Below are 24,616 nucleotides of genomic sequence, written 5' to 3'. Positions count from 1 at the left end.
GGGGAACCGGCGTGACCACAGCAGGCCCGGACGACGGCGTGACCGAGGGCACCGACCGCCGGGCGCCGATGTTCGACCGCGACATGGTGCTCGACCAGCTGGGTGGCTGGCGGGGCATGGTCGACGCGACGCTGCCCACGGTGGCCTTCGTCGTGGCCAACGGCATCGACGGGCTGCGCACCGGCATCTGGGCCGCCGTCGGAGCCGCGCTGGTGGTCTTCCTCCTCCGCGTGGTGCGCCGGCAGAGCATCCAGCAGGCGGTCAGCGGGCTGTTCGCCGTCGGCGTCGCCGTCGCCATCGCATCGGTCTCCGGTCAGGCCCGCGACTACTTCGTGCTGGGCATCGTCCGCAGTCTCGCGGTCGGCGTCGTGCTGCTGGGCTCGATCCCGTTCCGGTGGCCGCTGGTCGGCGTCGCGGCGGAGTTCCTGGCACCCAGCCACGTCGGGTCGCTGGCCGGCCGCACGCGGCCGTGGGAGAGGTCCCGCCGGCCGGTGGACGCGGAAGCCGCGGAGCCGGCCGTCGCCGCGACCGAGCCCGGGCGGCACTGGCGCGACGATCCGCGGCTGCTCCGGGCCTACGCCTGGCTGACCGTGCTGTGGGCGGCGAGCTTCTTCCTGCGCGCGGGCGTGCAGTGGATCTACTACCTGGCCGACGACGTCGAGCTCCTGGGCACGTTCTCGGTGCTGCTCGGTCTGCCGCTCACCGCCGTCGTGCTGCTGGGAACGCTGTGGGTGGTGGCCCGGCTGCACCGCCACCGCACGTCGGCGGAGGACGGACCCGCCGGCTGAACCTCCGCGGTCGGTCAGCCGGCGACCGAGCCGGGACCGCCCGGGGCGAACACCTGCTGGAGCTGGTCCTCGTTCTCGCCGTGCGAGACGAACAGCAGCTCGTCCCCGGACTCCAGCGGCTCGTCCGGCGTCGGGGTGATCACCCGGTCGCCGCGCAGGATCGTGGTGAGCACGGTCTCGCGGGGGAGCGGGACGTCGCGGAGCGGGTGACCGACCCAGGGGGTGTCGTCGCCGAGGGTGATCTCGACCAGGTTGGCCGCGCCCTTGCGGAAGCTCATGAGCCGGACGACGTCGCCGACCGTCACCGCCTCCTCGACCAGTGCGGCGAGCACGCGTGGCGTGGAGACGGCGACGTCGACGCCCCACGCCTCGGTGTAGAGCCACTCGTTGCGGGGGTCCTTGACGCGGGCGACCACCCGGTTGACGGCGAACTCGGTCTTGGCCAGCAGCGAGACGACGAGGTTGGCCTTGTCGTCGCCGGTGGCGGCCACCACGACGTCGCACGTGGCGAGCTGCGCCTCCTCCAGGGAGGTCACCTCGCAGGCGTCGGCCTGGACCCACTCGGCGCCGGGCACCGAGCGGGTGCGGACCTTGCGGCCGTCCTTCTCGATGAGCATCACGGTGTGCCCGTTCTCCAGGAGTTCCCCGGCGATGGAGCGACCGACGGCGCCGGCTCCGACGATGGCGACGCGCATCAGTGCTCTCCTCCCCGCGGACCCTGCTCGACGACCTCGTGCACGCGCGCGGTCAGCTCGTCGGTGGCGGCGACGACGAGCTGGTCGCCGTGCTGGAGAACCGTCGTCGGCGTCGGCAGCTGGGCCTCGCCGAACCGGATCAGCCACGAGGCACGCGCCCCGGTCGCCGTCTCCAGGTCCGCGAGCCGGCGCCCGACCCAGACCTCGGTGACGGTGACCCGCATGAGGAGCACCTTGCCGGTCGGCTCGCGCCAGAGCTCGCTGACCTTCACCGACAGCAGCTCGCGCAGCAGTCGGTTCACCGTCCACGGAACGGTCGCCACGCTCGGGATCCCCATGCGCTCGTAGACCTCGGCGCGCTTGGAGTCGTAGATGCGGGCCACGACGTGCTGCACGCCGAAGGTCTCGCGGGCCACGCGGGCGCTGATGATGTTGGAGTTGTCGCCGCTGCTCACCGCGGCGAACGCCCCGGCGGAGTCGATGCCGGCGTCGAGCAGCGTCTGGCGGTCGAAGCCCAGCCCGGTGATCTGACGTCCCGCGAAGTCGGGGCCCAGACGGCGGAACGCCTCGGGGTCCTGGTCGATCACGGCCACGCTGTGCCCGATCTGCTCCAGCCGACGGGCGATCGCCGAGCCGACACGGCCGCAGCCCATCACGACCACGTGCACGTGTCACTCCCTGCGGCAACGGTCGCGCGGGCGCCGTCCGCCCGCGTGTTTCCCGGCCGCGAAGCTACACCCGGTGCAGTGCCCGGAGGATGCAGGCGGGCGGGTTCCCCCGACGGGGCGGGGTGTGCCGAGTCACCCGCGCGGACGGTCCCCGGATCCGTACCATCGCCGCCGTGCCAAGCCTGTCCGACCTCGGACAACTCCCGAAACGCCTCGTCCTCGGCCGCCCCGTGCGCAGCGACCGGGCGGGGGAGTCCCTGCTGCCCAAGCGGCTCGCGCTCCCGATCTTCGCCAGTGACCCGCTCTCCTCCGTGGCCTACGCCACCCAGGAGATCCTCATCGTGCTCACGCTCGCCGGTACGGCATTCCTGTACCTGGCACCGTGGCTGGCCGCGGTGGTCGTCGTCCTGCTGGTGACAGTGGTGCTGTCCTACCGCCAGGTGGTGCACGCCTACCCCTCGGGCGGCGGCGACTACGAGGTCGCCATGAAGAACCACGGGCAGTTCGCCGGCCTGGTGGTGGCCAGCGCGCTGCTCACCGACTACGTGCTGACCGTCGCGGTGTCGGTCTCGGCGGGCACCGACAACATCATCTCGGCGTTCCCGTCGCTGAACTCCCACCGGGTGCTGATCGCGGTGGGCCTGGTCGCCCTGCTCGCCGCGGCCAACCTGCGCGGTGTGCGCGAGTCCGGCCGGGCCTTCGCCGTGCCGACGTACCTGTTCATCAGCGGCATCCTCGTGATGATCGTCACCGGCCTGGTCCGGTACTTCCTCACCGACGGGGGCCTCACTGCCGAGAGCTCCGGCTACTCGGTCACGCCCGAGCCCGAGTACACCCAGATGGCGGGGCTGGCGCTGATCTTCTTCGCCCTGCGGGCCTTCGCCTCCGGCTGCACCGCACTCACGGGTGTGGAGGCGATCGCCAACGGCGTCCCGGCCTTCCGACCGCCCAAGAGCCGGAACGCCGCGACCACGCTGGCGCTCATGGGCGGCATCGCGGCCACCATGTTCGTCGGCGTCACCGCCCTCGCCCTGCTGGCGGACGTGAAGTACGTCGAGCACCCCTGCGACCTGAACGGCTTCGCCGACTGCGAGACCGAGCCCCAGCGCACGGTCATCGCCCAGCTCGCCGCGGCCGTGTTCGGTGGGAACGGTTCGATCGGCTTCTACCTGATCCAGGCGGCCACCGCGTTGGTGCTCATCCTGGCCGCGAACACCGCGTTCAACGGGTTCCCGCTGCTGGGCTCGGTGCTGGCGCAGGACCGGTTCATGCCCCGGCAGCTGCACACCCGCGGCGACAAGCTGGTGTACAGCAACGGCATCCTGCTGCTGGCCGGGTTCGCAGCCCTGCTCATCGTCGCCTTCGAGGCCGACGTCTCGCGGCTGATCCAGCTCTACATCATCGGCGTCTTCACCAGCTTCAGCATCGGCCAGTGGGGCATGGTGCGGCACTGGAACCGCGAGATGCGGACGGCCGACCCGGCCGAGCGCGGGCGGATGCGCCGCTCGCAGATCATCAATGCCGTCGGCGGATCGATGACCACCGCGGTGCTGCTGATCATCGTCGTCACCAAGTTCACCCACGGCGCGTGGCTGGTGCTGCTGGCCATGCCGGTGCTGTTCGTGCTGATGAAGGCGATCTACAAGCACTACTGCCACGTCTCCGACCAGCTGCAGCCCGACTCGGACTCGCGCACGCTGCCGAGCAAGGTGCACGCCGTGGTGCTGGTCTCCAAGGTGCACAAGCCGACGCTGCGCGCGCTGGCCTTCGCGCGGGCGACCCGCCCGGACGCGCTGACCGCGCTCACGGTCAACGTGGACGACGCCGAGACGCGGACCCTGCAGGCGCAGTGGGACCGCTACGACATCCCGGTGCCGCTGACCGTCCTGGAGTCGCCGTACCGCGAGATCACCCGGCCGGTGCTGGACTACGTGAAGGGCATCCGCCGCGACAGCCCGCGCGAGCTCGTGGTCGTCTTCGTGCCCCAGTACGTGGTCGGTCACTGGTGGGAGAACGTCCTGCACAACCAGAGCGCGCTGCGGCTGCGCGCGCGGCTGCAGTTCCAACCAGGCGTCATGATCACCACCGTGCCCTGGCAGCTGGAGAGCAGCGTCGGTCACGACGACGACGGACGGGGCAGCGGCCCGGCACCCGGCGATCTCCGCCGCGGCTACACCGACGACCAGGCCGACGTGACGCCCTATGGCTGAAGGATCCCGTCCACCTCGCCCCTCGCAGGCTCGGCGCGGGCCCCTGCGGCGGGGCCGCTCCAGCACGTCACCTGACCGTGACGGCGGGTGGGTGGGGCAGGAGTTCGAGGTGACCGTCGGTCCGGTCGCACACGGTGGGCACTGCGTGGCCCGGCACGAGGGCCGGGTGGTCTTCGTCCGGCACACGCTGCCCGGTGAGCGGGTGCGGGTGCGGGTGACCGAGGACCGGCATGCCGGCTTCTGCCGCGCCGACGCCGTCGAGGTGCTCGAGGCATCGCCGGCACGCATCGAGCGGCCGTGCCCCTACAGCGGCCCGGGGAAGTGTGGCGGCTGCGACTGGCAGCACGTGGACCCGGCCGAGCAGCACCGGCTCAAGGCGTCCGTGGTGCGCGAGCAGCTGGTGCGGCTCGGGGGCTTGGACGCAGGGGACCCGGTGGTGGCCGGGCTCGTGGTCGAGGAGCTGCCCGGCGGGGCGTTGCGGTGGCGCTCGCGGGCCCGGTTCGCCGTCGACCGCACCGGGGCGCCCGGACTGCGGCGGCACCGCTCGCACGACGTCGTCGTCCTCGACGACTGCCCGATCACCGTCGAGCCGGCCGCGCAGGCCGTGCTCGCCCGGCGCTGGCCGGGTGCCGGCGCCGTCGACGTCTCGATCGACTCGACCGGGGCGGTGACCACCTCCCGGCTGGACCGTCGCGGCCGGCCGCAGGTGGCCGAGGTGCTGCAGGCCGGTGAGGAGCTGCCCGCGGAACCGGCCGGACGTGCCGAGCGCCGCGCCGGTGGTCGGGACTGGGAGGTGGAGGGCACCGGGTTCTGGCAGGTGCACCCCGCTGCGGCCGACGCCCTGGTCTCCGCCGTCGAGGACTTCGCCGCGGTGCTCCCGGGAGAGATCGTCCTGGACCTCTACGCCGGGGCCGGCCTGTTCGGCGGCGCCCTCGCCCCGCTGGTGGGCGAGGAGGGCCGCGTGGTCTGCGTGGAGTCCGACCCCGGCGCCTGCGCCGCGGCCGATGCCAACCTCTCCGCGCTCCCGCAGGCCGAGGTGTGGGAGGGCATGGTCGACGCCGAGGGGCTGGAGGAGCTGCTCGTCGAGGTGGGGTCGGTGCCGGACGTCGTCGTCCTCGACCCGCCGCGTGCCGGCGCGGGGAAGGCGGTCAGCCGGTTGCTCGCCGGCACCGGCGCACGGGCGATCGTCTACGTCGCCTGCGACCCGGCCGCCCTGGGCAGGGACGTCGCGGCGTTCGTCGGCGCCGGGTACCGCCTGGCGGGGCTGCGTGGGTTCGACGCCTTCCCGATGACGCAGCACGTCGAGTGCGTGGCGCTGCTCGTCCCCGCCTGACCCGGCGACGTCCCCCGCCGGGCCGCCTCGCTACCGTCTAGGGGTGCCCACGTGGGAATACGCCTCGGTCATCACCGCCAACGACGCCGAGTCCCAGCGCGCGGGGGTCAGCGTGAAGCTCCCCGGCGGTCAGTCGGAACGGCAGCAGGGCGACGTCAGCTCGGTGCTCAACAAGCTCGGTGCCGAGGGGTGGGAGCTGGTCAGCTACCACTCCAGCGGCGCCGGCACCTGGGGCTTCGAGCAGTTCTGGCTCAAGCGGCAGATGTCTGCCTAGCTCGGGCGCGCGCCGGTCGAACGGATGTTCGACCGATGGCGCAGAATGGTGCGGTGGACGGAACGGTGCCGCCGGGGTGGCCGGAGCAGGTGCGGCCTCCTGGTGCGCCCGACTGGGAGCGCACCGCCGTGGCCTGGCTCTTCGACCTCGTGCCGTCGGACTACCGGGCCCACGAGGTGCTCCGCCGGTACCCGGTCCTGCTGGCCCGTTTCGCCGGTGACCACGTCGCCGCCGGGCTGGAGGCCGCGCGTCGCGGCTGGCGGACGATCCGGGTGGAGCTGGCCGACCAGCTGCCCACCGAGGCGATCGAGGCGGCCATCGCGGCCTACGAGCGCGAGGGGACGAGGCTGGCGGCCGCGGCCCGCGGCGTCGAGGTGGTCGGCGGTGCCCTGCGCGGCGAGCGATGGGTGCCCCGGCTCTGACGCCGCTTCCGCCCACCGGCCAGGTGGCCGAACGCGACTACAGTGGGCGTGCGTCCTTCCCCCGGTCGCGCCGCCCATGGAGAGAGGACACCGCCGAGCCGTGCCGCTCCTGCGATCGCTCCGGAGCCCCGAGGACCTGCGTGCCCTCCCGGCCGAGCAGCTGCCCGCCCTCGCGGCGGAGATCCGCGACACCCTGGTCACCAGCGTGGCCAGGACCGGTGGCCACCTGGGCCCCAACCTCGGCTGCGTCGAGCTGACCATCGCGCTGCACCGGGTGTTCGACTCCCCGCGCGAGCCGATCGTCTTCGACACCGGGCACCAGTCCTACGTGCACAAGATGCTCACCGGCCGGGTCGAGGGCTTCGAGCGGCTGCGCCAGCGCGGCGGGCTCTCCGGCTATCCCAGCCGCGCGGAGAGCGAGCACGACTGGGTCGAGAACAGCCACGCCTCGACGTCGCTGTCCTACGCCGACGGGCTGGCCAAGGCCTTCGCCGTCCGCGGTGACGGCCGGCCCGTCGTGGCCGTCATCGGCGACGGCGCCCTCACCGGTGGCATGGCCTGGGAGGCGCTGAACAACATCGCCGCGGCCCAGGACCGCCCGGTCGTCATCGTGGTCAACGACAACGGCCGCTCCTACTCACCGACCATCGGCGGCGTCGCCGATGCGCTGGCCACGCTGCGGCTGCGCCCCGGCTACGAGAACGCGCTGCTCCAGGTGCGCCAGGCGCTGCACAAGGCGCCGGTCGTGGGCTCCGCGCTGTACGACGCGCTGCACGCGATCAAGAAGGGCCTCAAGGACGTCCTGTCGCCGCAGGGCATGTTCGAGGACCTCGGCATGAAGTACATCGGCCCGGTCGACGGGCACGACGTCGAGGTCATGGAGTCCGCGCTGCGCCGGGCCCGGTCCTTCGGGGGACCGGTGATCGTGCACGCCGTCACCACCAAGGGCTTCGGCTACCCGCCGGCGGAGACCGACCAGATCGACGCCTGGCACGCCACCGGCGTCTTCGACCCCGACAGCGGTGCCAGCGCGGCCGCGGCCCGCGACTGGACGACGGCGTTCTCCGACGAGCTGGTGCGGATCGGCGCCGAGCGCTCCGACGTCGTGGCGATCACCGCCGCGATGCTGCACCCGACCGGGCTGGCCGCCTTCGCCGAGCGGTTCCCGGAGCGCACCTTCGACGTCGGCATCGCCGAGCAGCACGCGCTGACCTCGGCCGCCGGCCTGGCGATGGGCGGCCTGCACCCCGTCGTGGCCGTCTACTCGACGTTCCTCAACCGGGCGTTCGACCAGCTGCTCATGGACGTCGCCCTGCATCGGCAGCCGGTGACCGTGGTACTCGACCGCGCCGGTGTGACCGGCACCGACGGCGCCTCGCACAACGGCATGTGGGACATGTCGATCCTGTCGGTCGTCCCCGGCCTGCGGCTCGCCGCGCCGCGGGACGAGCCGACGCTGCGGGAGGCGCTGCGCGAGTCGGTCGCGGTCACGGACGGGCCGACCGTCGTCCGCTTCCCGAAGGGCGCGCCGCCGGTCGGCATCCCGGCGCTGGAGCGGCGGGGGCCGGTGGACGTGCTCCGCCGTGACGAGCGCCGCGACGTGCTGCTGGTCGCCGTCGGCTCGATGGTGCCGATGTGCCTGGCCGCGGCCGACAGGGCCGCGGACCACGGCATCGGGGTCACCGTCGTCGACCCGCGCTGGGTGCTGCCGGTGGCTCCGGAACTGCTCGACCTGGCCGCCGGCTACCGGCTCGTGGTCACCGTCGAGGATGGCGGCCGGGCCGGGGGAGTGGGCACGACCGTCACCCAGGCGCTGCAGGACCGCGGCGTCGACGTGCCGGTGCGCGCCATGGGGCTGCCGCAGCAGTTCTTCGACCACGGCAGCCGTGGCCAGGTGCTGGCCGACGCCGGGCTGACGGAGCAGGACGTCGCCCGCCGGATCGCCGAGTGGACCTCCCGGCTCGCCGAGTACCGCGAGGACCACGTCGTCGAGCCCGTGGACGGGGCCCAGCAGTAGAAGGACCCCGTCGCTCCCCGCCGCTCGCGCGCCCCCGGCGGGTCCCTGCGGCGCGGTCATCCAGGAGGAAGAAGTGCTCATGATCGCCGAGATCCAGGTGGCGCCCTCACCCCCGGGCACCCCGGAGGACCCGCACGCCCACGTGGAGGCCGCGATCGCGGTGATCCAGGCGTCGGGGCTGCGCTACGAGGTCGGCGCGCTCGGCACCACGCTCGAGGGGGAGGCCGACGAGGTGTGGGCGACCCTGCGGGCGGCGCACGAGGCGATGATCGCCGCCGGCGCGACCGGTGGGCTCTCGCACATCAAGGTCGCCTCGGTGAACCGCACGATGGACAGCCTCACCAGCAAGTTCCGCTGAGCGATGACCCCGACGGGGAAGGTGGAACGGGGCATGCCGGCGAACGATGGCCGGCCGTACACGCACCTGGTCCCGCTGGTCGAGGACCTGGTGCGGCGGGGTGATCCGGTCGCTCGCCGGGGAGCAGAGGGCGGGGTCTGCTTCAGCAACCAGGGTGGCTAGCTGGCCATCCTCGAGCACCCCGTGGACATCGACTACATCCGGACCTACGACCTGACGGGGTTGCACTACCACCCCGACCAGGACCTGTTGTTCGACAGCCGGAACTGGGTGTCCCTCTACGGCAGCGCCGCCCGCCTGGCCTGACCGGGGTGCGGATCCTCCCGCGCGCCGTATCGACGTGAGATTTGCCGTCGACCGCGCACCCGGCTGCGACACGGCGAACCCGAGCCGCGGCCCGGGGCGGACCGCCGTCCACCCGCGGTCAGCACCCTCGCGGTGGGGTCGCCGTCGGCGCGTTCGGGCGCGGGGGTCGCGTGCCGCAGGTGATGTCGGTGGCCGAGGACGACGGACGGCCCCGCACGTCGCCGTTGACGTGCGAGGCCGTTCGCGTTCAGGGCGCTCAGGCGGGCAGCGAGGCCACGCCCTGCGGCAGGAACCGGGAGCCGGTCACCTTCTCCGAGACGCCGGTGCGGTCCAGATAGGCGGAGATGCCGCCCAGCCAGAACGGCCACCCGGCGCCGAGGATCATGGCCAGGTCGATGTCCTGCACCGCCTGCACCACGCCCTCGTCCAGCATCATCCGGATCTCCTGGGCCAGCGCCTCGACCGCCCGGTCGTGCACCTGCTCCTCCGTGAGCGGGGAGTCGCCGGCGAAGGCGTCCACGAGCTCGGGGTCGACGACGCCCGGCTCGCTGAACACGCTGGACTTGCCCAGCTCGACGACCTTGCGCAGCCCTTCGCCGACCGCGAACCGGTCGGGGAACGCCTCGTGCATGCGCTCGGCTACGTGCAGCGCCACCGCCGGCCCGACGAGCGAGAGCAGCTCGAACGGCGTCATCGGCAGACCCAGCCGGTCCAGCGCCTTCTCCGCCACAGGCACCGGGGTGCCCTGCTCGACGGCGGCGGTGACCTCACCCAGGAAGCGGGTGAGCAGCCGGTTGACCACGAACGCGGGAGCGTCGGCGACCAGGATGCAGGACTTCTTCAGCGACCTGCCGACGGCGAAGGCGGTGGCCAGCGACGCGTCGTCGGTCTGCTCGGCGCGGACGACCTCCAGCAGCGGCAGGACGGCCACCGGGTTGAAGAAGTGCAGGCCGACCACGCGCTCGGGGTGCTCGAGCTCGGATGCCATCTCGGTCACCGACAGCGCCGAGGTGTTGGTCGCCAGCACGCATTCGGGGGAGACGATGGCCTCCACCTCGGCGAACACCTGCTGCTTGACCGACATCTCCTCGAACACGGCCTCGATGACGAGGTCGGCGTCGGCGAAGACGTCCTTGGACAGCGAGCCGGTGACCAGTGCCTTGAGCTGGTTGAGCTTGTCGGCGCTGAGCCGGCCGCGCTGGGCGAGCTTGTCCAGCTCGCCGTGCACGTAGGCCACACCCTTGTCCACCCGGGCCTGGTCGACGTCGGTGAGCACGACCGGCACCTCGAGCCGGCGCACGAACAGCATCGCCAGCTGCGAGGCCATGAGCCCGGCGCCCACGACGCCGACCTTGGTGACCTTCCGGGCCAGCGCCTTGTCCGGTGCGCCGGCCGGCCGCTTGGCCCGCTTGTTGACGAGGTCGAACGAGTAGAGCGAGGCCCGCAGCGGGTCGCTCATCAGCAGCTCGGTGAGCGCGTCGTCCTCGGCGGCGGTGCCGGCGGTGAAGGCCTCGGCGTCCACGCCGTTGCGGGCCAGGTCGAGCAGGTCGACGGAGTGGACGGCGCCGGGGGAGGCGTTCCGGGTGCGCGCGGCGACGACGCCACGCGCCCGGGCGATGGCGTCGTCCCAGGCCGAGCGGTCGACCTCGGAACGCGCCACCGTGACCGAGCCGTCGAGCACGCCGACGGCCCACTCGAGCGAGCGCTCGAGGAAGTCGGCCGGCTCGAACAGCGCGTCGGCGATGCCGAGCGACGCTGCCTTCGGTGCCGGCGTCATCTTGTTCTGCGCCAGGGCGTTCTCGACGATCACCGTGACGGCGGCGTCGATGCCGATCAGGTTCGGCAGCAGCTGCGTGCCGCCCCAGCCGGGGACCAGCCCGAGGAACGCCTCGGGGAACGCGACGGCCGCGCCGCCGCTGATCGTCCGGTAGTGGCAGTGCAGCGCCAGCTCCAGGCCGCCGCCGAGGGCCACCCCGTTGACGAAGGCGAACGTCGGGACCGAGGAGTCCTTCAGCCGGCGGAACACCCGGTGGCCGGTCTCGGCGATCTCCCGCGCGGCGGAGGCGTCGGTCACCGACGGGACGCCGGAGAGGTCCGCGCCGACGGCGAAGATGAACGGCTTGCCGGTCACACCGATCGCCGCGGGGGCGGGGGAGTGCGCGGCGATCTCGTCCAGCGCGGCGTCCAGCGAGGCCAGGCCGCCGGGGCCGAACGTCGACGGACGGGTGTGGTCGTGCCCGTTGTCGATGGTGATCAGCGCGAACTCACCGGACAGTCCGGGCAGGTCGAGGAACCGGACCTTGGCCTCGGTGACGACCTCGGTCTCGAAGACAGCGGTGCTCACTTGTCGCCCTCCCAGTGGGGGTTCTCCCAGATCACGGTGGCGCCCATGCCGAGGCCGACGCACATGGCGGTGAGGCCGTAGCGGACGTCGGGGCGCTCGGCGAACTGCCGCGACAGCTGGGTCATCAGCCGGACGCCGGAGGAGGCGAGCGGGTGGCCGACGGCGATGGCGCCGCCCCACGGGTTGACGCGGTCGTCGTCGTCGGCGATGCCGAAGTGGTCGAGGAAGGCGAGCACCTGGATGGCGAAGGCCTCGTTGAGCTCGAACAGTCCGATGTCGTCGATGGTCAGGCCGGTGCGGGCGAAGGCCTTCTCCGTGGAGGGCACCGGGCCGATGCCCATGACCTCGGGCTCGACGCCGGCGAAGCCGTAGCCCACCAGGCGCATCCCGATGTTCAGGCCCAGTTCCTCGGCGACGTCCTCGGCCGCGAGCAGGCAGCTGGTCGCGCCGTCGTTCAGACCGGCGGCGTTGCCGGCGGTCACGTTCCCGTGCGGGCGGAACGGCGTCTTCAGCGTGCCCAGGCCCTCGAGGGTGGTCTGCGGCCGCGGCGGCTCGTCGACGGTCGCGACGCCCCAGCCGAACTCCTTCGACCGGGTGGCCATGGGAACCAGCTCCGGGCCGATCTTCCCGTTGGCGACGGCCTTGGCGTACTTCTGCTGGCTGGCCAGGGCGAACGCGTCGGCGCGCTCCCTGGTCAGGTGCGGAAAGCGGTCGTGCAGGTTCTCGGCGGTGGAGCCCATGACCAGCGCGGAGGGGTCGACCAGCTTCTCGCTGATGATCCGCGGGTTGGGGTCCACGCCCTCGCCCATGGGGTGGTTGCCCATGTGCTCGACGCCGCCCGCGATGGCGACGTCGTAGGCGCCGAAGGCGATGCCCGAGGCGGTGGTGGTCACCGCGGTCATGGCACCGGCGCACATGCGGTCGATGGAGTAGCCCGGGACGGACTTCGGCAGGCCCGCCAGCAGCGCGGCGGTGCGGCCGAGGGTCAGGCCCTGGTCGCCGATCTGGGTGGTGGCGGCGATGGCCACCTCGTCCACCCGGTCGGCCGGCAGGGCCGGGTTCCGGCGCAGCAGCTCGCGGATGCAGCGGACGACGAGATCGTCGGCGCGCGTCTCGGCGTAGACGCCCTTGGGGCCGGCCTTGCCGAAGGGAGTGCGTACGCCGTCGACGAAGACGACCTCACGCAGCGAGCGGGACATGTGACCTCCGCAGGATTCGTTACCGGCCCGGCAGGGTCCGGGCTCGTCCAAGTTACCCGTCGGTAACCGCGCGGCCAAGCGCGGCCCGCCCCCGTTCGGGGGGTGTCCGGATCACGGTCCGGCAACAGGGTGAAGGTGTGGTTGCGGCCACGGGGAGGGGGCGCGCAAGATGTGCCGCCGGAATTTCTCTGTAACCCCAACGAAATGGCAGGTCACCTCATGGTGCGACGGCGCACAGTGACGACGGCGATCGCCGCCGGTCTGGTCTTCGGTCTGGCCGCGTGCGGCGGCGACTCGGGCAGCGGCGGCAGCGGCGGCGGCGGCGGTGGCGGCGACGCGGCCGGCAAGGTCGGGGTGATCCTCCCCGACACCGAGTCCTCGGTCCGCTGGGAGAACTTCGACCGCCCCTACCTCGAGGAGGCCTTCGAGGAGGCCGGCGTCGAGGCCGTCATCCAGAACGCCGAGGGCGACGCCCAGCGGCAGGCCACCATCGCCGAGCAGATGATCACCGAGGGCGTCACCGTCCTGGCGATCGTCAACCTGGACTCCGCCTCGGGCGCGCAGATCCAGGAGAAGGCCACCGCCGAAGGCGTGCGGACCATCGACTACGACCGGCTCACCCTGGGTGGCTCGGCCGAGTACTACGTCTCCTTCGACAACACCGAGGTCGGCCGGCTGCAGGGCCAGGGCCTGGCCCAGTGCCTCGGCGACGAGCCCGCGAACATCGCCTTCCTCAACGGCTCGCCGGACGACAACAACGCCACCCTCTTCTCGGCGGGCGCCCACGAGGTGCTCGACGAGATGACGCAGTACACGCAGGTGGCGGAGCAGGCCGTGCCCGGCTGGGACAACCAGGAGGCCGCGACCATCTTCGAGCAGATGTACACGCAGGCCGGGGGCAACATCCAGGGAGTTCTGGCTGCCAACGACGGTCTGGCCAACTCGGTCATCCAGATCCTGGGCCGCAGCAACGCCGCGGGCGCCAACAACGTCACCGGTCAGGACGCCACCGTCGAGGGTCTGCAGAACATCCTCGCCGGCGACCAGTGCATGACGGTCTACAAGTCGATCCGCGAGGAGGCCAACGCGCTCGCCGACCTGGCCGTCGCGCTGATCAACGACGAGGAGGCCGAGACCACGGGCACCGTGGAGGACTCCGAGGGTGGCCGCGAGGTCCCGTCGGTCCTGCTCACCCCCGTCTCGATCTTCCGTGACAACGTCAAGGACGTCGTCGAGGACGAGTTCGTGACCGCCGAGGAGCTGTGCACCGGCGAGTTCGCCGCCGCCTGCACCGAGCTCGGCATCCAGTAACCCCTCCCGTCGGGGCGCCCTCCGGATCCGGAGGGCGCCCCGTTCGGCTTGTCGTCCAGAGAGGAAGCCTCGTGAGCGTGCCGCAGCCGGAGGACGGGACCCCCATCCTCGAGCTCCGTGGCGTCGACAAGAGCTTCGGCGCCAACCAGGTCCTCCACGGTGTGGACCTGAAGGTCTACCCCGGCAAGGTCACCGCGCTCGTCGGTGACAACGGCGCGGGCAAGAGCACGCTGATCAAGTCGATCGCGGGCATCCACCCGATCGACGGTGGTCAGGTCCTCTTCGACGGCAACCCCGTCGACATCTCCGGCCCACGGGACTCCGCGAGACTGGGGATCGAGGTCGTCTACCAGGACCTCGCGCTGGCCGACAACCTCGACGTCGTCCAGAACATGTTCCTCGGCCGCGAGCGCAAGAACGGCCTCCTGCTCGACGAGATCTCGATGGAGCAGGCGGCCCGCGACACCCTCGCGAAGCTGTCGGTCCGCACGCTGAAGTCCGTCCGCCAGCTCGTGTCCAGCCTCTCCGGTGGTCAGCGGCAGACGGTCGCGATCGCCAAGGCCGTGCTCTGGGAGTCCAAGGTCGTCATCCTCGACGAGCCGACGGCGGCTCTCGGCGTGGCCCAGACCCGCCAGGTGCTCGACCTCGTCCGCCGGCTGGCCGACACCGGTCACGCCGTCGTGTTCATCTCGCACAACATGGTCGACGTCTTCGAGGTGGCCGACCGGGTGGCAGCCCTGTACCTGGGGCGCATGGCTGCGGACATCCCGATCTCGCAGGTCAACCGCAGCCAGGTCATCGAACTGATCACCGCGGGCCGGTCGGGCGACATCGGCATCGCGCCCGCCCAGGCCGCGGCCGTGGAGGTCTGAACCATGTCGAGCAACACGATCTCCCAGCCCACCAGCGCCACCGAGCCCGGCGGCTTCGAGGCCGACCGTTCGGCCGACTCGCTCGGCGGCGCCGTCCGCGCGTACTTCGCCCGGGTGCGGGGTGGTGACCTCGGGGCGCTGCCGGCCATCCTCGGCATCGTCGCCCTGGGCCTGCTCTTCGTCGTCCTGCGGCCGGAGACGTTCCTGACCCCCCGCAACATGGCCAACCTGGCCGACCAGGCGGCGCCCATCATCATCCTGGCGATGGGCCTGGTCTTCATCCTGCTGCTCGGGGACATCGACCTGTCCGCGGGCGTGGTGAGCGGCGTCTGCGCGGCCGTCATGGCCAAGCTCCTCGCCGATGCCGGGGCACCCTGGTACGTGGCCGTGCTCGCGGCGGTCGTCACCGGTGCCGCCATCGGCCTGTTCACCGGCAGCCTCGTCGGGCTGATCGGGATCCCGTCGTTCGTCGTCACCCTGGCGCTGTTCCTGGGCTGGCAGGGTGTCACCCTGCGGCTCATCGGGCAGGGCGGCACCGTCCCGGTGCGCGACGAGGTGATCTCGGCGATCAGCGACCGGAACGTCCCGGTGACCCTGGGCTGGATCCTCGCCCTCGTCGTGATCGCCCTCTACGCCCTGCTGCAGATGAACCGCTGGCGCATGCAGAAGGCCAAGGGCCTGGCGCACCAGCCGCTCGCGGTGGTGCTCCTGCGCATCGCCGTGATCGCCGTGGTGGTCGTCCTGGTGACGGCAGTCCTCAGCGTGGACCGGGCTCCGGCCCCCGGGGTGGTGCTCGCGGGCATCCCCTACGCCATCCCGTTGGTGGTCGTCCTGCTGCTGCTGCTGACCTTCGTGCTGGGTCGCACCAGCTTCGGTCGGCACATCTACGCGGTCGGTGGGAACGCCGAGGCGGCGCGGCGGGCCGGCATCAACGTCACGAAGATCAAGGTCTCGGTCTTCGTCATCAGCTCCACGCTCGCGGCGATCAGCGGCATCGTCGCCGCGGCGCGGCTGGGGTCGGTGGCGCCTGGTTCCGGTGGTGGCAACACGCTGCTCTACGCCGTGGGCGCGGCGGTCATCGGTGGCACCAGCCTCTTCGGCGGCCGGGGTCGCGTGCGGGACGCCGTCCTCGGTGGCCTGGTGGTGGCGATCATCGCCAACGGGCTCGGCCTGCTCGGCACGGAGGCGTACCTGAACTTCATCATCACCGGTGGCGTGCTGCTGCTCGCCGCGAGCGTCGACGCACTGGCCCGGCGCCGGGCCGCCGCGACCGGCCACTGACTCCTGCCGCCCGCCGTGCCCAGCGCCGGCGGGCGGCAGGTGACCACGACGACGGGGCGTCGTCCGCACACCGTGGACGCGCCCCGTCGGCGTGAGCGGTCAGCGCAGGGCGGTGCGCAGGTCGTGCACCCCTGGTTCAGGACCGCGCGGATGCAGCGCAGCTCGAAGACCCACGGGACGTCGGCCGCGAACAGCTTCCGGTGACACCGGTCGGCCGTCCGTCCCCGGTCCCGCCACGGGACCCCGGTAGTTCTCCGCGACGTCCCCGGCGCCCGCGCAGCGAGGCCTGCGCCGGGCGGAAGTCCATCGTTCCGGCGCCGACGCCCTCATGCCCGAGCCCGGGCCACCCCGCGCGTGCAGCCTCGGCAGTGCACGCCTCGGAGGAGGGCCAGGTCAGCACCCGGCCGTCCCGGACGGCGACGCGGTCGAGCCCACCCTCGTGTCCCCGGAAGACGGTGACGTCCCGGTCGTCGAACCCCAGGGTGAGTTGCCTCGCCCCGGTCCACGGTCAGGCGCGGTTGGCGGCGTCGGTCAGCAGGTCGGCAGTCAGCTCGATCTGCCACTCGCGGGCGCCACCGGCGCGCATCGCGGCCTCGACGGCGGAGCGCTCACGCGGCTCGGGCGGACTCCACATGAGCCGGCGCACCAGGTCGGGGGAGAGGATGTTCTCCAGCGGGATCCCGCCGTGCTTCTCCTTGAGCTCCTCCAGACCCGTGCGGGCCACCTGCAGCCGGATGGCAGCGGCCGGATCGCGATCGGCCCAGCGGTTGGGTGCCGGCGGACCGTCGCCCGGAAGGCTGTGCGGGGGCAGCTGGTCCTCGGGCAGCGCCTTGCCCCGGGCCAGCGCGCTGAACCAGTGCGCCACGAGGCGGCGGTTCGCCCGCCCGCGGAACACCGGCAGTTCGAGCAGGGCGCCCTCGTTCTTGGGATCGGCCTGGACGGCGGCGACCATCGCGGCGTCGGGCAGGACCCGGCCGGGCGCGATGTCCCGCTTGCGGGCCAGCTCGTCGCGGGCCTCCCAGATGGCCCGCAGCATGCCCAGCTGCCGCCGGCTGCGCAGGTCCTTGGTCTTGGATCGCCGCCAGGGGTCCTGCTTCGGTACCGGGGGACCGGCGGCCAGGATCGCAGCGAACTCCTGCCGGGCCCATTCGGTCTTGCCCTGTTCCTCGAGGATGGCGGCGAGGGCGTCGCGCAGGTCGACCAGCACCTCGACGTCCAGCGCGGCGTAGACCAGCCACTCCTCGGGCAGCGGCCGGGTGCTCCAGTCGGCCGCAGAGTGCCCCTTGACCAGCGAGAAGCCCAGCAGGGACTCGACGACGGCGCCCAGACCGACACGGGGCAGCCCCGCCAGCCGGGCGGCCAGCTCGGTGTCGAAGATGCGGCCGGGCACCAGGCCGATCTCGGCGAGGCAGGGAAGGTCCTGGTTGGCCGCGTGCAGGACCCACTCGGCGTCGGCGATGGCATCCTGGATCACCGAGAGGTCCGGCAGCGGGATGGGATCGAGCAGCCCGGTGCCGGAGCCGTTGCGCCGCAGCTGGACCAGGTAGGCCTTCTGGCCGTAGCGGTAACCCGAGGCGCGTTCGGCGTCGACGGCGACCGGGCCGGTGCCGGAGCGCAGCGCGTCGGCGTACTCCACGAGCTGGGTGGAGGTCTCGATGACCGGGGGCAGACCGTCGCGGGGCGCGAGCAGGGGCGTCGCCTCCGGAGCGGTCACCTGCTCCGGCTCGGGAGTGGGCTCGGTGCTCAGTTGCCGTCCACCTTCTTGCCGGTCCTCGTCTCTCGGTCCGCCGGCGCCCGGCCGGGTCGCCGCGGTCGGGCCGCGGCATCCAGCGGGAAGGAGCACCGGCTCAGCGGGCTGGTGCCCGTCGCGCCGGTTCGATGTTAGAGAGTCTCGCTGCCGACGCGGTCGGAGGGACCCAGCAGCCGCACCCCGGGGGGCGGCAGACCGGCCGCGTTGCCCAGCACGTCGAGCCAGGCCTGCAGGTGCCGGCCCAGGTCGGTGTCCTCGGCGGTCCAGGAGGCCCGCATCTCGACGTCGACCGTGTGCTCCGGGCCGGCGAGCTCGCCGAACCGGGTCGAGGCGGTCCGCGTGACGGTGCCTCCGACCGCGTGGTGGCCGGCGCCGGTCTCGCCGAGGGCGTCGGTCAGCCAGCTCCACGCGACCTCGGAGAACATGGCGTCGTCGACCAGCTCCTCGTCGGTCTCCGCCGAGAGGTAGCCGACGCAGCGCATCGTCCCCTGCCACGACTCGTGGCCGTCGGGGTCGAAGAGCACGATGAACCGCGCACTGGCGATGTCGTCGTCCGCGGCGTCGGGATCGGCCACGTTGGCCCCGATCGCGTGCGCGAACGGCGCCAGGCGCTGCGGGGCGGGGATCGGCTCGAGCTCGATCTCCGGCCGGGCGCTCACCGCGGCCAACGACTCGAGGGCAGCGCGGAACTCGGCCGGGACGTCGGGGACGGCCCGGGAGGGTTCCCCGGCGTCTGCCAGGTTGCGCGGCTCCACGAGCGCAGACTAGGCCGGGTTCCCGCACTTGGCCGCAGACGCGCCGCACGTCCACCCGACGCGCCGGGCGACCACCAGTGAGTCGTCTGGGAGGATCGACGCTCGTGAGTGCTCCCGCGTCGGCGTCCCCGGCCGATTCCGATCTCGTCCGCGCCGCCCGTGGCCTCCCGGTGAGCCGGACCCCGGTGTGGTTCATGCGTCAGGCAGGGCGCTCGCTGCCGGAGTACCGGGAGCTGCGCGCCGGCACCAAGATGCTCGACGCCTGCCAGGACCCCGACCTGATCACCGAGATCACCCTGCAGCCGGTACGCCGGCACGGGGTGGACGCGGCGATCTTCTTCTCCGACATCGTGCTGCCGCTGGTCGTCGCCGGGGTCGACATCGAGATCAAGCCGGGTGTGGGCCCCGTCGTCGCGAACCCGGTCCGCTCGGTCGCCGACGTCGACACGCTGCCCGACCTCGAGCCCGAGCGCCTGGCCTTCCTGGAGACGGCGGTGCGCCGGCTGGTCGCCGAGCTCGGTGCGACGCCGCTGATCGGGTTCGCCGGTGCGCCGTTCACGCTGGCCACGTACCTGATCGAGGGCGGCCCGTCCAAGGAGCACGCGCGCACCAAGGCCTTCATGTACGCCGAGCCGGAGGCGTGGTCGCGGCTGCTGCAGAAGCTGTCGGTCTCGTCGTCGACCTTCCTGCGCACGCAGGTGGACGCCGGCGCCTCGGCGGTGCAGCTGTTCGACTCGTGGGCCGGCGTGCTCTCGGCCGCCGACTACGCCGAGCGCGTGCTGCCCCACTCCCGGGCCGTGTTCGACGGGCTCGGGGACAGGGACGTGCCGCGCATCCACTTCGGGGTCGGCACCGGTGAGCTGCTGCCGCTGATCGGGGACGCCGGCGCCGACGTCGTGGGGGTCGACTGGCGACTGCCGCTCGACGAGGCCGCTCGCCGGGTGGGCCCGGGGCGGTCGCTCCAGGGCAACCTGGACCCCGCGGTCCTGCTGGCCGACCGGGAGACCGTCGACCGCGAGGTGCGCCGGGTCGTGGAGCAGGGGAAGGCGGCCCGTGGCCACATCTTCAATCTCGGACACGGCGTGCTGCCCGACACCGACCCGGGCGTCCTGACCCACGTCGTCGAGCTCGTCCACGAGCTGACGGTGTCGTCCGCCTGCCCCACCACCCCGGGCGAATGACCCGCCGCCTCGTCGTCATCGGCGCCGGCATCACCGGCCTGGCCGCCGCGTTCGAGTGGCGTCGGCGGCGTCCGGACGACGAGATCGTCGTCCTCGAGGCCGGTGACCGGATCGGCGGGAAGCTGCAGCGCATCCAGCTCGCCGGTCACTGGTACGACACCGGTCCGGAGGCGATGCTCGCCCGGGTGCCCGAGGCCGTCGGCCTGGTGGAAACCCTGGGGCTCGGCTCCCGGCTGGTGGCGCCGGCGACCACGCAGGCCTCGGTCGTGCTGCCCGAGGGGCGCTTCCCGCTGCCGGCCGGCACCGTGCTCGGCGTTCCGGCGTCCGCCGACGGGCTCGAGGGGTTCCTGTCGCCCGAGGGCGTCGCCCGGGTGCGCGCCGAGGCCGGGCTGCCGCCGCTGGCCGTGGACGGCGACGTCGCCGTCGGGGGTCTGCTCCGCGAGCGGCTCGGCGACGAGGTGGTGGACCGGCTGGTCGAGCCGCTGCTGGGTGGCGTCTACGCGGGTCGGGCCGACGAGCTGTCGCTGCAGGCCACGATGCCGGCGCTGTTCGCGCACTTGTCGGAGGGCTCGGTGCTCGCCGCCGTGACCGCCGCCCGCGACGCCGGTGCCCGCAGCCGGGGCGACGCGGACGGCCCGGTGTTCCAGACCGTCGACGAGGGCATCGGCTCGCTCCCGGCCGCCCTGGTCGAGGCGGCCCGCGCCGACGTCCGGCTGCGCACCCCCGCGCACGCGGTCCGCCGGACCGCCACCGGCTTCGAGGTCTCGACCGGCCAGCTGGCCAGGCCGGAGGTGCTGACCGCCGACGCCGTGCTGGTCGCCGCACCCGCCGCCAAGGCCGCCCGGCTGCTCGGCGGGGTGGCGCCCGCCGCGGTGGAGCCGCTGCAGGGCATCCCGTACGCGTCGATGGCCGTCGTCGCCATGGCCTTCCCGGCACAGGACGTCGGCGCCGGCTCCGGGCTGCTGGTCCCCCCGGTGACCGGGCGGCTGGTGAAGGGCGTGACCGTGTCGTCGTCGAAGTGGCCGCACCTCGGCGGGGACGTGCTGCTGGTGCGCTCCTCGGTGGGCCGCTTCCGCGACGAGTCCGAGCTGCAGCGCACCGACGAGGACCTGTCCGCCGCGGTGGTCGCCGACGTCGCCGACCTGCTCAGCCTTTCCGACCCGGAGCCGATCCAGACCGCCGTGGTGCGCTGGGGCGGCGGCCTGCCGCAGTACCTCGTCGGTCACCCGGCCCGGGTCGACGCGATCCGCACCGCCGTCGGCGCGGTGCCCGGGCTGGGTATCGCGGGTGCGGCGTTCGCCGGAGTCGGCGTCCCGGCCTGCATCCGCGACGCCTACCGCGCCGTGGACGCGATGCTGTGAACGGGCATCACCGGTGGGCCGCCGACGTTGCACGACGCGTGAGCACCACGCACCACCCGAACCGACGTCCGTCCGTCCCCTCCGCGCTCGTCCGCTGCCTGCGCCACCACGTGTGGATGGCGGCCTGCACGGACTGCCGTGCCGCGCGCACCCGCCGGACCGACGCGTCCGGCGAAACCCAGCGACCGACCGACTGACCCGACCACCGATCCGCGCCCGGGCCCGGCGAACCCGCCGGGCCGGGCGAGGGACAATGGGCGCATGAGCGAGCAGCAGGTCGAGGAACGCAGCATCGGCAAACGGGCGAACGAGTTGAACGCCAGCATCCGCTACACGATGTGGTCGGTGTTCAAGCTGGCCCGGCCCTTCGGCGACGAGCAGCGGACCGGCGCCGGCGACGAGGTGGACGCCCTGATCGAGGAGCTGGCCGGCAAGGGCGTCGTCGTCCGCGGGACGTACGACCTCAGCGGGCTGCGGGCCGACGCCGACCTCATGGTCTGGTGGCACTCCTCCTCGGCCGAGGCGCTGCAGGAGGCCTACACGCGGCTGCGCCGCACCGCCCTCGGCCGCCGGCTGGAGCCGGTGTGGTCGCAGATGGCGCTGCACCGCCCCGCGGAGTTCAACCGCAGCCACATCCCGGCGTTCCTCGCCGACGAGGAGCCGCGGCGCTTCGTCTGCGTCTACCCGTTCGTGCGCTCCTACGAGTGGTACCTGCTGCCCGACGAGGAGCGGCGCGACATGCTCAAGGAGCACGGCATGCAGGCCCGGCCCTACCCCGACGTCCGTGCCAACACCGTCGCCTCCTTCGGACTGGGCGACTACGAGTGGATGCTCGCCTTCGAGGCCGACGAGCTGCACCGCATCGTCGACCTCATGCGCGACCTGCGCGCCAGCCGTGCCCGGCGGCACGTGCGCGAGGAGGTGCCGTTCTACACCGGCACCCGCAAGGCGGTCACGGAGCTCGTGGCGGACCTCCCGTAGCAGCGCTTGCACGCCGGAGGGCGGCCACCGATCGCTCGGTGGCCGCCCTCCGGCGTACGGGTGCGGTTACTCCGCCGGCTTCAACGTGATCGAGACGCTGTTGATGCAGTACCGGTCACCGGTGGGCGTCTGCGGGGCGTCGTCGAACAGGTGGCCCAGGTGGCTGTGGCAGGAGCCGCACAGCACCTCGGTGCGGATCATCCCGTAGCTGCGGTCCTCGCGGAGCACCACGTTGTCCTCGGCGGACGCCTCGTAGAACGAGGGCCATCCGCAGTGGGAGTCGAACTTGGTCTCGGAGCGGAAGAGCTCGGCGCCGCAGGCCCGGCACTCGTAGACGCCGACGGTCTTGGTGTCGACGTACTCGCCGGTCCAGGCCCGCTCTGTCCCCGCCTGACGGAGCACCGCGTACTCCTCGGGGGACAGCTGCGCGCGCCACTCCTCGTCGGTCTTGCTGACCTTGGGCTGGGATGCGGAGGTGGTCATGCCTCCACGGTACGGCGGGCCCGCCACCCCGGAGGGGGACCGCCCGGGCGGGAGCCGGGTCCCGGCGAGGAGACTGGGGCGGTGACCGCCTCACCCTTGCCCGACGCCTGGTTCACCCGCGACCTCCCGGTACTGCGGGCCATCGCCCGGCTGGTCGACGGCCCCGAGCACGGGGGCTCGCCCTACCTGCTGGGCGCGGTGGTCCCCGCCAGCGGGCTGCCCAAGGCGGAGGTGATCTCGGCCGCGAAGGCCCTGGCGGCCGCCGGATACATCGAGCCGATCACCAACCACGCCGGCGACATCGTCCGCATCACGGCGATCTCGGCCGAGGCGCGACGGCTGGCCGGCCTCTGGCCGACGCCGCAGGGGGAGTGGGACCGGCTGCAGGAGCAGCTGGTCGCCCGGGCGGAGAACGCGCCCACCGACGTGGAGCGGTCGCGCTGGCGGGCCCTGGCCGACGCGGCCTCCGCCGTCGGGCCCGACGCCGGGGCCCTCCTCATGCAGTCGTTGATCGGCGGCTACGTGCCGCGCGGCCGGTAGCCGAACCACGAACGACAGCGCCCCCGCCCGGAGGACCGGACGGGGGCGCTGTGCTGATCAGGCGATCAGTCCGATCCGGAGATCAGAGCGGGGTGACGTTCGCAGCCTGCGGGCCCTTCTGGCCCTGCTCGATGTCGAACGCGATCCGCTGGCCTTCATCGAGCGAGCGGTACCCGCTGGACTGGATGGCCGAGTAGTGGACGAAGACGTCCGGTCCGCCGCCATCGGGGGTGGCGAAGCCGAACCCCTTCTCGGCGTTGAACCACTTGACAGTTCCTTCGGGCATTGCTCGCTCCTAGCTGAGGTTGTGCATCGGGGTCCTGCCATAGCGCAGGGCCTTCCCGACGCCCCAACCCTAGCCAAAGATCGGCGGAAGGGAACACGCTGCGGCAGAACTGTGACCCGCAGCTCTTTCCGGACGCCTCCGACGGCGCCCGCACCGGTCACAGCAGGTGGCCGGGATCCTCGGGGAAGGACGGCGCGACCCGACGGCGGCGGGAGGTGTACGCGCCGACCGCGTAGGTGCTCCGGGTGGGGACCGGACGGGCGGCAGCGCTGGGCAAGGCGAGCGGCTCGGGCCGCCAGGAGCGGACGCCGATCGGTGCGGCGCGGGCCGGCTCGACCGACTCCCCGTCGTCGAACCGGAGGGCGAGGGACCGGCCCCACCGCTCGGCGCCCAGCCTGAGGCCCAGCAGGACGGCGAGGACGACGGAGACGGCGAGGAACGCGTCGGTCACCGCCGTCGCCACGTCGAGGGCGGTGACGCGCGGCCACCCGACGGACTCCAGGGAGGCGCCGACCATCTCGATGACGACGTAGGACACGCCGTACACCACCAGCCAGACCCTCACGTTCTCCCTCTCCGTCGGAACCTCTGACCTGCATCGGTCCCGGTTCCGCGGTGCCTGAGGAGCCCCGGGGGAGCGGGCACCCGGCGTCACCCGTGCGGGGGAGGACGCCGGGGCGCTCGCGCCGGGGACGGGGTCTTGCGGATTTCCTGCGCTTCTCTCGGCGTCACCGTGCGCCTGGGCCCGCACGGTGATCAGGCCGGACGGATCCGGCACCCTGCGCCGAACCAGGAGAACCACGATGCCCACCGCAGCCCCCTCCGCACCCGTCCCCCTCGCCCGGGACGGCCAGCTCGTGCCCCTGCGGGACGTCGACGACCTGCACGACGCCGATCTCGACCTCGTGCTCGCCGACCGGCTCGCCGAGTCCGCGGTGGTCCTGCGTGCGGCGGTCGCCGCCGCCACCCTGGCGATGGGTGTGACCGGCCCGGCCGCGCTCGCCGCGCACGCGTTCGGCGCGGACGCGCACCGCCTCGCCTCGTGAGCCGGCCCCGCCGCGGCTGTCACCCCATCGGGTGACGGCCGCCCGCCGAGGGGAAATTCCGGGAAGACGCCCGCCGATGCACACGGTGGAGGACGGCATGTCGTTCACTGTCCGCCACACGGCCGCCAGGCCGTCCCGTTGCTCGAGTGTGCAGG

Annotated in this window: 26 protein-coding genes; 17 read left to right on the top strand and 9 right to left on the bottom strand. The window is 72.9% G+C overall.

Annotated elements, in window-relative coordinates:
* Positions 1-11: 11 nt before the first annotated feature.
* Positions 12-788: a DUF3159 domain-containing protein gene (locus C5508_RS02545; protein WP_232796871.1), complete on the top strand. Its 777-nt coding sequence runs from the start codon at positions 12-14 to the stop codon at positions 786-788.
* Between the two features lie 14 nt (positions 789-802).
* Here C5508_RS02545 and C5508_RS02540 read toward each other — a convergent pair whose 3' ends face one another.
* Complete coding sequence (locus tag C5508_RS02540) at positions 803-1,483, bottom strand: potassium channel family protein (RefSeq protein ID WP_104523298.1); 681 nt, start codon at positions 1,481-1,483, stop codon at positions 803-805.
* Positions 1,483-2,151: a potassium channel family protein gene (locus tag C5508_RS02535; protein ID WP_104523296.1), complete on the bottom strand. Its 669-nt coding sequence runs from the start codon at positions 2,149-2,151 to the stop codon at positions 1,483-1,485. The genes C5508_RS02540 and C5508_RS02535 overlap by 1 nt, the downstream gene beginning before the upstream one ends.
* Positions 2,152-2,324: 173 nt before the next feature.
* Here C5508_RS02535 and C5508_RS02530 point away from each other — a divergent pair, with 173 nt between their 5' ends.
* The 8 genes from C5508_RS02530 (at position 2,325) to C5508_RS20460 (ending at position 9,071) form a co-directional block, all read left to right on the top strand.
* Positions 2,325-4,361 carry an APC family permease gene (locus C5508_RS02530; RefSeq protein WP_104523396.1) on the top strand — a complete coding sequence of 679 codons (2,037 nt, stop codon included), beginning with the start codon at positions 2,325-2,327 and terminating at the stop codon, positions 4,359-4,361.
* Positions 4,354-5,694 (top strand): class I SAM-dependent RNA methyltransferase, encoded by a 1,341-nt coding sequence (locus C5508_RS02525; RefSeq protein ID WP_104523294.1) that lies wholly within the window; start codon positions 4,354-4,356, stop codon positions 5,692-5,694. Before C5508_RS02530 ends, C5508_RS02525 begins: the two co-directional genes overlap by 8 nt.
* Positions 5,695-5,737: 43 nt before the next feature.
* Positions 5,738-5,968, top strand: coding sequence for a DUF4177 domain-containing protein (locus C5508_RS02520; protein ID WP_104523292.1), 231 nt, complete (start codon positions 5,738-5,740; stop codon positions 5,966-5,968).
* 35 nt (positions 5,969-6,003) lie between these two features.
* A complete protein-coding gene (locus C5508_RS02515; protein WP_104523290.1) occupies positions 6,004-6,390 on the top strand; it encodes a hypothetical protein in 387 nt (128 codons plus the stop codon).
* A 100-nt stretch (positions 6,391-6,490) separates the two neighbouring features.
* Positions 6,491-8,407 (top strand): 1-deoxy-D-xylulose-5-phosphate synthase, encoded by a 1,917-nt coding sequence (gene dxs / locus C5508_RS02510; RefSeq protein ID WP_104523288.1) that lies wholly within the window; start codon positions 6,491-6,493, stop codon positions 8,405-8,407.
* 79 nt (positions 8,408-8,486) lie between these two features.
* The gene (locus C5508_RS02505) at positions 8,487-8,765 is read left to right on the top strand and encodes a thiamine-binding protein (protein WP_104523394.1); all 279 of its coding nucleotides are present in this window, start codon (positions 8,487-8,489) and stop codon (positions 8,763-8,765) included.
* A gap of 33 nt (positions 8,766-8,798) precedes the next feature.
* The gene (locus tag C5508_RS20465) at positions 8,799-8,927 is read left to right on the top strand and encodes a hypothetical protein (RefSeq protein ID WP_269801742.1); all 129 of its coding nucleotides are present in this window, start codon (positions 8,799-8,801) and stop codon (positions 8,925-8,927) included.
* A gap of 21 nt (positions 8,928-8,948) precedes the next feature.
* Positions 8,949-9,071 carry a hypothetical protein gene (locus C5508_RS20460; RefSeq protein WP_269801741.1) on the top strand — a complete coding sequence of 41 codons (123 nt, stop codon included), beginning with the start codon at positions 8,949-8,951 and terminating at the stop codon, positions 9,069-9,071.
* A gap of 256 nt (positions 9,072-9,327) precedes the next feature.
* Here the strand turns inward: C5508_RS20460 and C5508_RS02500 are convergent, their stop codons facing one another.
* Together C5508_RS02500 and C5508_RS02495 are read right to left on the bottom strand one after the other, a co-directional pair.
* A complete protein-coding gene (locus C5508_RS02500; protein WP_104523286.1) occupies positions 9,328-11,415 on the bottom strand; it encodes a 3-hydroxyacyl-CoA dehydrogenase NAD-binding domain-containing protein in 2,088 nt (695 codons plus the stop codon).
* Positions 11,412-12,614 (bottom strand): thiolase family protein, encoded by a 1,203-nt coding sequence (locus C5508_RS02495; RefSeq protein ID WP_104523284.1) that lies wholly within the window; start codon positions 12,612-12,614, stop codon positions 11,412-11,414. Before C5508_RS02495 ends, C5508_RS02500 begins: the two co-directional genes overlap by 4 nt.
* A gap of 219 nt (positions 12,615-12,833) precedes the next feature.
* Between C5508_RS02495 and C5508_RS02490 the strand changes: the two genes are divergently transcribed.
* The 3 genes from C5508_RS02490 to C5508_RS02480 all read left to right on the top strand — a co-directional run bounded on the left by C5508_RS02490 (position 12,834) and on the right by C5508_RS02480 (position 16,078).
* Positions 12,834-13,925 (top strand): sugar ABC transporter substrate-binding protein, encoded by a 1,092-nt coding sequence (locus C5508_RS02490; protein ID WP_104523282.1) that lies wholly within the window; start codon positions 12,834-12,836, stop codon positions 13,923-13,925.
* A gap of 71 nt (positions 13,926-13,996) precedes the next feature.
* Positions 13,997-14,797 carry an ATP-binding cassette domain-containing protein gene (locus tag C5508_RS02485; protein WP_232796869.1) on the top strand — a complete coding sequence of 267 codons (801 nt, stop codon included), beginning with the start codon at positions 13,997-13,999 and terminating at the stop codon, positions 14,795-14,797.
* A gap of 3 nt (positions 14,798-14,800) precedes the next feature.
* Positions 14,801-16,078, top strand: a complete 1,278-nt coding sequence (locus C5508_RS02480) for a sugar ABC transporter permease (RefSeq protein WP_104523280.1) — start codon at positions 14,801-14,803, stop codon at positions 16,076-16,078.
* 508 nt (positions 16,079-16,586) lie between these two features.
* Here C5508_RS02480 and C5508_RS02475 read toward each other — a convergent pair.
* Together C5508_RS02475 and C5508_RS02470 are read right to left on the bottom strand one after the other, a co-directional pair.
* Entirely contained in the window at positions 16,587-17,792 is a 1,206-nt protein-coding gene (locus C5508_RS02475) for an HRDC domain-containing protein (protein ID WP_232796868.1), read from the bottom strand.
* A 167-nt stretch (positions 17,793-17,959) separates the two neighbouring features.
* A complete protein-coding gene (locus C5508_RS02470; protein ID WP_104523278.1) occupies positions 17,960-18,583 on the bottom strand; it encodes a DUF3000 domain-containing protein in 624 nt (207 codons plus the stop codon).
* A gap of 104 nt (positions 18,584-18,687) precedes the next feature.
* Here C5508_RS02470 and hemE point away from each other — a divergent pair, with 104 nt between their 5' ends.
* The 3 genes from hemE to hemQ all read left to right on the top strand — a co-directional run bounded on the left by hemE (position 18,688) and on the right by hemQ (position 22,106).
* Positions 18,688-19,764, top strand: a complete 1,077-nt coding sequence (gene hemE / locus C5508_RS02465; protein WP_232796867.1) for a uroporphyrinogen decarboxylase — start codon at positions 18,688-18,690, stop codon at positions 19,762-19,764.
* Positions 19,761-21,125, top strand: a complete 1,365-nt coding sequence (gene hemG / locus C5508_RS02460) for a protoporphyrinogen oxidase (protein ID WP_104523276.1) — start codon at positions 19,761-19,763, stop codon at positions 21,123-21,125. The genes hemE and hemG overlap by 4 nt, the downstream gene beginning before the upstream one ends.
* Before the next feature lie 261 nt (positions 21,126-21,386).
* Positions 21,387-22,106: a hydrogen peroxide-dependent heme synthase gene (gene hemQ / locus C5508_RS02455; protein WP_104523274.1), complete on the top strand. Its 720-nt coding sequence runs from the start codon at positions 21,387-21,389 to the stop codon at positions 22,104-22,106.
* Between the two features lie 66 nt (positions 22,107-22,172).
* On the opposite strand, the gene msrB is transcribed toward hemQ, so the two are convergent.
* A complete protein-coding gene (gene msrB / locus C5508_RS02450) occupies positions 22,173-22,589 on the bottom strand; it encodes a peptide-methionine (R)-S-oxide reductase MsrB (protein WP_104523272.1) in 417 nt (138 codons plus the stop codon).
* An 81-nt stretch (positions 22,590-22,670) separates the two neighbouring features.
* Here msrB and C5508_RS02445 point away from each other — a divergent pair, with 81 nt between their 5' ends.
* Positions 22,671-23,129 (top strand): hypothetical protein, encoded by a 459-nt coding sequence (locus tag C5508_RS02445; RefSeq protein WP_104523270.1) that lies wholly within the window; start codon positions 22,671-22,673, stop codon positions 23,127-23,129.
* 82 nt (positions 23,130-23,211) lie between these two features.
* Here C5508_RS02445 and C5508_RS02440 read toward each other — a convergent pair whose 3' ends face one another.
* Both C5508_RS02440 and C5508_RS02435 read right to left on the bottom strand, forming a co-directional pair.
* On the bottom strand, positions 23,212-23,415 hold the full coding sequence (locus C5508_RS02440) for a cold-shock protein (RefSeq protein WP_014377016.1): 204 nt from the start codon (positions 23,413-23,415) through the stop codon (positions 23,212-23,214).
* Positions 23,416-23,572: 157 nt separating this feature from the next.
* Positions 23,573-23,980 (bottom strand): hypothetical protein, encoded by a 408-nt coding sequence (locus C5508_RS02435; RefSeq protein ID WP_104523268.1) that lies wholly within the window; start codon positions 23,978-23,980, stop codon positions 23,573-23,575.
* Positions 23,981-24,218: 238 nt separating this feature from the next.
* On the opposite strand from C5508_RS02435, the gene C5508_RS02430 reads away from it, so the two are divergent.
* Positions 24,219-24,461 carry a hypothetical protein gene (locus C5508_RS02430; protein WP_113684634.1) on the top strand — a complete coding sequence of 81 codons (243 nt, stop codon included), beginning with the start codon at positions 24,219-24,221 and terminating at the stop codon, positions 24,459-24,461.
* Positions 24,462-24,616 lie beyond the last annotated feature (155 nt).

The organism is Blastococcus atacamensis, from assembly GCF_002938425.1.
Classification (GTDB): Bacteria; Actinomycetota; Actinomycetes; order Mycobacteriales; family Geodermatophilaceae; genus Blastococcus; species Blastococcus atacamensis.
Note: the sequence above shows the minus strand (reverse complement) of the source record. Positions and strands in the feature narration are given on the sequence as shown.